At 44.0% G+C, this 5,454-nt stretch carries 7 protein-coding genes; 3 read left to right on the top strand and 4 right to left on the bottom strand.

What is annotated here, in order from left to right; genetic code table 11:
• On the top strand, positions 1-345 hold a 345-nt coding region (locus tag EWV68_RS02470), incomplete at its 5' end, for a helix-turn-helix domain-containing protein (RefSeq protein ID WP_287168699.1).
• Between the two features lie 416 nt (positions 346-761).
• On the opposite strand, the gene EWV68_RS02475 is transcribed toward EWV68_RS02470, so the two are convergent.
• Complete coding sequence (locus tag EWV68_RS02475) at positions 762-1,415, bottom strand: HupE/UreJ family protein (RefSeq protein WP_287168700.1); 654 nt, start codon at positions 1,413-1,415, stop codon at positions 762-764.
• Positions 1,416-1,429: 14 nt separating this feature from the next.
• Positions 1,430-2,356 carry a class I SAM-dependent methyltransferase gene (locus EWV68_RS02480; protein WP_287168701.1) on the bottom strand — a complete coding sequence of 309 codons (927 nt, stop codon included), beginning with the start codon at positions 2,354-2,356 and terminating at the stop codon, positions 1,430-1,432.
• A 202-nt stretch (positions 2,357-2,558) separates the two neighbouring features.
• On the opposite strand from EWV68_RS02480, the gene EWV68_RS02485 reads away from it, so the two are divergent.
• Entirely contained in the window at positions 2,559-3,755 is a 1,197-nt protein-coding gene (locus EWV68_RS02485) for a homocysteine biosynthesis protein (protein WP_012265086.1), read from the top strand.
• On the opposite strand, the gene EWV68_RS02490 is transcribed toward EWV68_RS02485, so the two are convergent.
• Both EWV68_RS02490 and EWV68_RS02495 read right to left on the bottom strand, forming a co-directional pair.
• Positions 3,744-3,974 carry a hypothetical protein gene (locus EWV68_RS02490; protein ID WP_061433024.1) on the bottom strand — a complete coding sequence of 77 codons (231 nt, stop codon included), beginning with the start codon at positions 3,972-3,974 and terminating at the stop codon, positions 3,744-3,746. The genes EWV68_RS02485 and EWV68_RS02490 overlap by 12 nt on opposite strands.
• 67 nt (positions 3,975-4,041) lie before the next feature.
• Positions 4,042-5,304, bottom strand: coding sequence for a pentapeptide repeat-containing protein (locus EWV68_RS02495; RefSeq protein ID WP_061432974.1), 1,263 nt, complete (start codon positions 5,302-5,304; stop codon positions 4,042-4,044).
• A gap of 90 nt (positions 5,305-5,394) precedes the next feature.
• On the opposite strand from EWV68_RS02495, the gene EWV68_RS02500 reads away from it, so the two are divergent.
• A partial coding sequence (locus tag EWV68_RS02500; RefSeq protein ID WP_235194806.1) for a helix-turn-helix domain-containing protein occupies positions 5,395-5,454 on the top strand: 60 nt, incomplete at its 3' end.

Genomic DNA, 5,454 nt, shown 5'->3' on the forward strand with positions numbered 1-5,454 from the left:
AAAGATATTAAAACTCCTAAAAACACTATCAGACGCACCTCTATCCTCAAAAAAGCAGAAGAAATGATGAGAAAAAATCTGCGTTCTGATCTTACTATTCCAGCGATTTTTCAAGACTTAGAAGTAAGTCAACGCACCTTAGAATATATATTTAAGGACTTCTATCAAATGTCTCCTTACAATTATTTTAAATTGCTTCGTCTTAATGCTTTACATCAATCTCTTAAACAAAATAATCAGACAAAATTAGTTTATGAAATTGCTGAAGAATTAGGTTTTTTTCACCGAGGATATCTGGCCTCTGATTATAAAAAACTGTTTGGTTACTTCCCCTCTGAAACCTAAAAAAATAGTAGGGGTAGGAATTAGGATTATTGTTAGATTTATCTGACTTATTTTTTCTTTGAGGACTAAATTCCTAACTCCTCTTTCAATTCATCGGCTCTCCCGTACTTGTTTGATAGGGGCGTATATTGTACGCCCTTTCTTCGATCTCATAACCTCAAGAGAGCGATTAATAATTAGCCCCATCGAGATTAATTTACTTAGGGCTTGCTGAATAAATCTAAAAACCTTGTTGGATAAGGCTTTTAGACTTTTTTGACCTCAAAAAGTGCCGACCATTGGAGGGATCGGGGGTAAAATTCAGGTACTTTTTCCCTGAAAATTAGGTAACTGACTACCTCAAAATCGGTAAAACCCTACACCCCACACCCCACACCCCACACCCTGCCCCCACCAACAAACTTTTTCAGCAGACCCTACTTAATTCCCACTAAAAAAGTTGTACCGATCGCCATAATTGCCAATCCGATTAACTTGCTAATTAGAGTCGCTTGCTTGGCTAATTTTTCCTTAATGACACTGCCAAGGAAAAAAGCACCAGATGCGATCGCTAATTGGATCACGGTAAAACCGATTAAATAGGCAACTAAAGCGGCAACTCGCGCCCCGATAATTGATTCTCCGTAGGCATAACCGTGGAAAATTCCCGCAATCATTGCCAGAGTTGCCAGAGCGATCGTATAGAGATTAGAATGAGTTTGTAACCCTTTTTTCAGGGTTAAAACCACGCCAAAAATTACCACAGAAAGGGCAACAATCCCTTCAGGAAAAAGTAAATTTATTCCCTGTAAATGAATACCTGTGCCGATTAAAGTGGCAATCGCAAAAGCGAGCGGAATTAATAAACCCTGTTCCATCCCCACAGCAATTAAACCACTAGCCACCACAAAAGCTAAATGATCTAAACCGATAACTGGGTGAGCTAAACCCGATAAAAATCCGTTCCAAAAATTATCGGGAGTTTGCCCTGCCATGGCATGATGGGCGAGGGTTTTGCTGGCAAAAATTAACAGGAAGATAGGGACAATAGTTAATATCTTTGTCCAACTTTGACGAAAAATTATCTTCATTGATTACCTCAAAATTATGATTCGGAAACCCGCGCAACAATCGCCCGGTGTCGGGGACTGGTGGGGGTAATGATCGGTGCTTGAAACCCCGCTTCAACTAATGCCTGTTCGATATCGAGAGTAAAATATTGATCGAGATAGGGTTCGGTACTCTTGAGTAAGGTTAGGACATAAGGGGGCATTTTTCGATAAATTTCCGAGCGCGGATTCATATCCATCAGCGTCAAATAACCCCCCGATCGCAATAAACGACGCGCTTCGGCGAAAATTTCTCTAGTAGCCTGTTGGGGTAGTTCGTGGAACATTAAAAACGACGATACCAGATCGTAGGACTGACTGGGTAATTGAGTTTTTTCCGCAGCTGCGTGTTGCCATTGAATCGTCTTTTGTTTTTGTTGAGCTTGGTATTGGGCAACGGCTAAATAGTAGGGAGAGAGATCTAACCCAGTTACCTTGGCTTGGGGATAAGTATCTTGCAGCGCAAAGCTGCTCATGCCGACACTACAGCCTAAATCGACAATATCGTTAATTTCTGCCTTGATTTGCTCCTTCAATATCCGGTGATATTCCCGCCGCAATCGCGGATCGCCGTCAATCCCCGCCCCGGGCCAGATGGTAGAATGGACAGCATAGGCGGCAGATTCTACCTCAAAAGCTGGCAACCAGTCTAAATTGCCCTTTTCGTAAGCGTGGAAAGAACAAACGTAGTATTCGGGATAGACGAGATCGGGATTTTCTACCGCTTGCAGTTCCCAACTCCAATCCCGTTGTTGCCATTGTTTGACGGTTTCCCGCCAAGGTACGCCTAGTTTTTCGGCTCTTTTAATCATCATATTGCGCGCCTGATAGCGAGCGATGTCAAAAAGCGGTTTTATGCCGAGAATACGGTTAACTAGACCAGAAACAGGATTAAAGGAGGCTGGAACGGGTGTAACTGTCATAGAAAAGCTTCGATCGTAAATTTTCCCTTTTTTATCTTATAACAGTGATCAGTCATCAGTAATCAGTAATCAGTGAAAAGACAGCACTGTTACGGCCATTTAATACTGCTCAGTTAATACCACTCACTTAAAACTCACATCTGATTACTGTTTACTGACAACAGCAAAAAGCTCCCTAACCACCATCTGGTCAATTTTTCTTATGAGAACAATCGCTGAAATCAACGACAAAATTGCTAAAAAAACGGCTGTAGTCTGGACAGTAGAGGAATTAAAAAGCCGCGTGAGCGAGATGGGAATTAAGGAGGTTTTTTCCCAAGTAGATGTGGTTTGTACGGGAACTTTTGAACCGATGGAATCTTCGGGGGCAATTATTAATTTAGGTCAGACGGATCCGCCGATAAAAATTCGTCAATGTTGGTTAGATGGGATTCCTGCTTATGCTGGTTTTGGGGCGGTGGATTTATACTTAGGAGCCAGCGCTATTAGTGATCTAGCGGCCAAAAATGAGAATTTAGAGGGAGAAAATCCCGAAAGGGGCGGCGGACATATTATTGAGGATTTAATCGCCGGAAAATCGATTCAATTGCGCGCTGTCGGCCAGGCCACTGATTGTTATCCTCGCACTTCTTTTGAAACGATTATTTCTAAGGAGACTATCAATCAATTTTATCTTTTTAATCCTCGCAATCTCTACCAGAATTTTATCGTCGGAGTCAATGGGGGAGAGCGGACTTTATATACTTATTTGGGACCACTACAGCCGCGATTAGGTAATGCAGTGTATTCTAACCCCGGGGCAATTTCTCCCCTGTTAAATGACCCCGATTTAGAGGCTATAGGCATCGGTACGCGCCTTTTTTTGGGAGGAGGAATCGGTTATATTGCCTGGGAAGGAACCCAACATTTTCCCCTGCAAAAACGCCTACAAAATCGAACTCCTATTGGACCGGCTTCCACCTTAGCCTTAATTGGTGATGCTAAACAAATGAATGCTCGCTGGGTGCGGGGTTGTTATTTCAAAAATTATGGGGCTTCTTTAATGTTAGGGGTAGCAGTACCGATTCCAATTTTAAGCGAGGAAATAGTTCGACATTGTGCGGTAAAAGATGAGGAAATTGTCGCTCCAGTGGTGGATTTTTCCATTCCCCGGCGAGTCCGTCCTACCTTTGGTTTAATCACCTACGCTAAACTAAAAAGCGGTCGGATTATGATCGAGGGAAAAAGTGTTAGGGTGGCTCCTTTGGCCAGTATTTCCTTGGCCCGGGAAGCCGCTTTAGAATTAAAAGCACTGATCGAATCGGGAGAATTTACCCTCACAGAACCCGTGGCAAAAATTAATCTAGAGCGGACTTTTATACCCCAGGATCGTTGGGGTGGAAAATTATCAATTGAGTGAGGAGTTAAAGGATTGCGTGCAGGTGGCACAACTACAATTAAGATGACGTAAAATCGGATTTTCTTCGCTGGTTGTCTTGCCGATAATCATGTCACCTAAGTTCTCGGTGTTGAAACTAGGATGAAAGGACTCTGGGGCAGCTTGTACGGAGTTAGTGGTAACTGCTAGGGCTAATAAACTAGCGGAGGCAGTGGCAAGAATAACGACTTTTTGATTCATAAATTTGTGGGAATTATTGACCATGAATACCACTGATTATAACACTGCCCCCTGCCGATCGCCTCCGTTAACGGCCCAAAAGATTGGCAATATCAGCACATCCCCCCGGAATGGTTGCCCGCGACTTTTCCCCACACCAACGACAACAATAGTGACGTTGTTCCTCGCTCATATTTTTCACCCCGGTAAAATTGACATTTTCTACCACTGCTCCCGTGTGTTCTCCGCTGTCATAATTGGGGGGAACGCTGCGACTGCGGGGGGTAGCATTTTCTAGGGAACCATAAAATAAACGCATCCCTTTCATATCTGCCCCTCTTAAATTAGCTTCGTAGAGAATTGTCCGCGATACATTTGCTTTCACCAAATCGCTATAACTTAAATCGGCCCGCACCATATTCGCTTCGCTTAAATCCGTCCAGCGCAAATCCTGCCCAGAAATGTCGGACCCCGCTAACATTACCCCCAATTGTACTACTCTTGTACCGAACTCTCGATCCTCCGCATAACCCCCTTCCCCGTCTAGAATCGGTCGGCCTAGATAACGATCTCGTTTAATCGGTGATAATAGCCGCGATTGACTCAAAAAACGCAGTATTTTCGCTTTTCCAGAGGCATCGACACTGCTGAGGATGGAAGCGGTGCGACCTTCTGCGATCGCTCTTTCCTGGGGCCAATCTTCTAAAAATCCCTCCTCATCTAAGGCTAAATCGGAAATCCCCTGAAAATAGGAATCGATCGTCTGTTGTTGGGTAATGCGATTTTGTTGTATGGTTAAATCCTTAGAAATAACGTACTGTTCCCAGGCCACATAGACGGCTAACACGGCGATCATAATCTGTCCCAAGGCCCCCACCCACTCGGCCCAAGAACCAAACTCATCGTATTTAAAACTCTCTAACCATCGCAATATGCGCTCGTAAACTCCTAAATATTTCCCTAATCCGGCCAGAGCAGCTATAAAAACTATAAAGGCAAAAACCGTCTGACGTTCAGAGGGGGTGAGATAATGGGCGATCCACTGGCGAATAGAGGGCAAAATCACCTGTAAAGATATTAATATCGCTACTATCGCCCCAGAAAAGCCTAACCAGTCCCAGCTAAAGACCAGGCCGATGGTCATCACCATCAGGGGGGCCAGTAGTAACCCCGCGTTACCCGGTCGAAGATCTTTTAATAGTAGGATGCGCTGACGCACGGGATTACGCGAAGATAAAGAGGAGACGTATTCAGAAGCATCGGGGGGCGATAAACTGGTTTTACCGTTATTTTCGGGGTTATCGTCCCTATTTTCCGCGGCGAGTTTTTCTGGGTCTTTGCGATCGCTCATCGAAAATTTGGGTCTGAAACCCCGTCGTAGAACGACGGCTTTACTGTTAAATATTAGCACATTTACGAAATATATGCTAAAATGTGAGGTATGGAAAAAGCCTACTCGTTTCGATTTTACCCCACACCCGAACAAGAGTCGCTATTGCGG

Origin of the sequence: Microcystis sp. M_QC_C_20170808_M9Col (genome assembly GCF_007095495.1) — a bacterium.
GTDB classification, from domain to species: Bacteria; Cyanobacteriota; Cyanobacteriia; order Cyanobacteriales; family Microcystaceae; genus Microcystis; species Microcystis aeruginosa.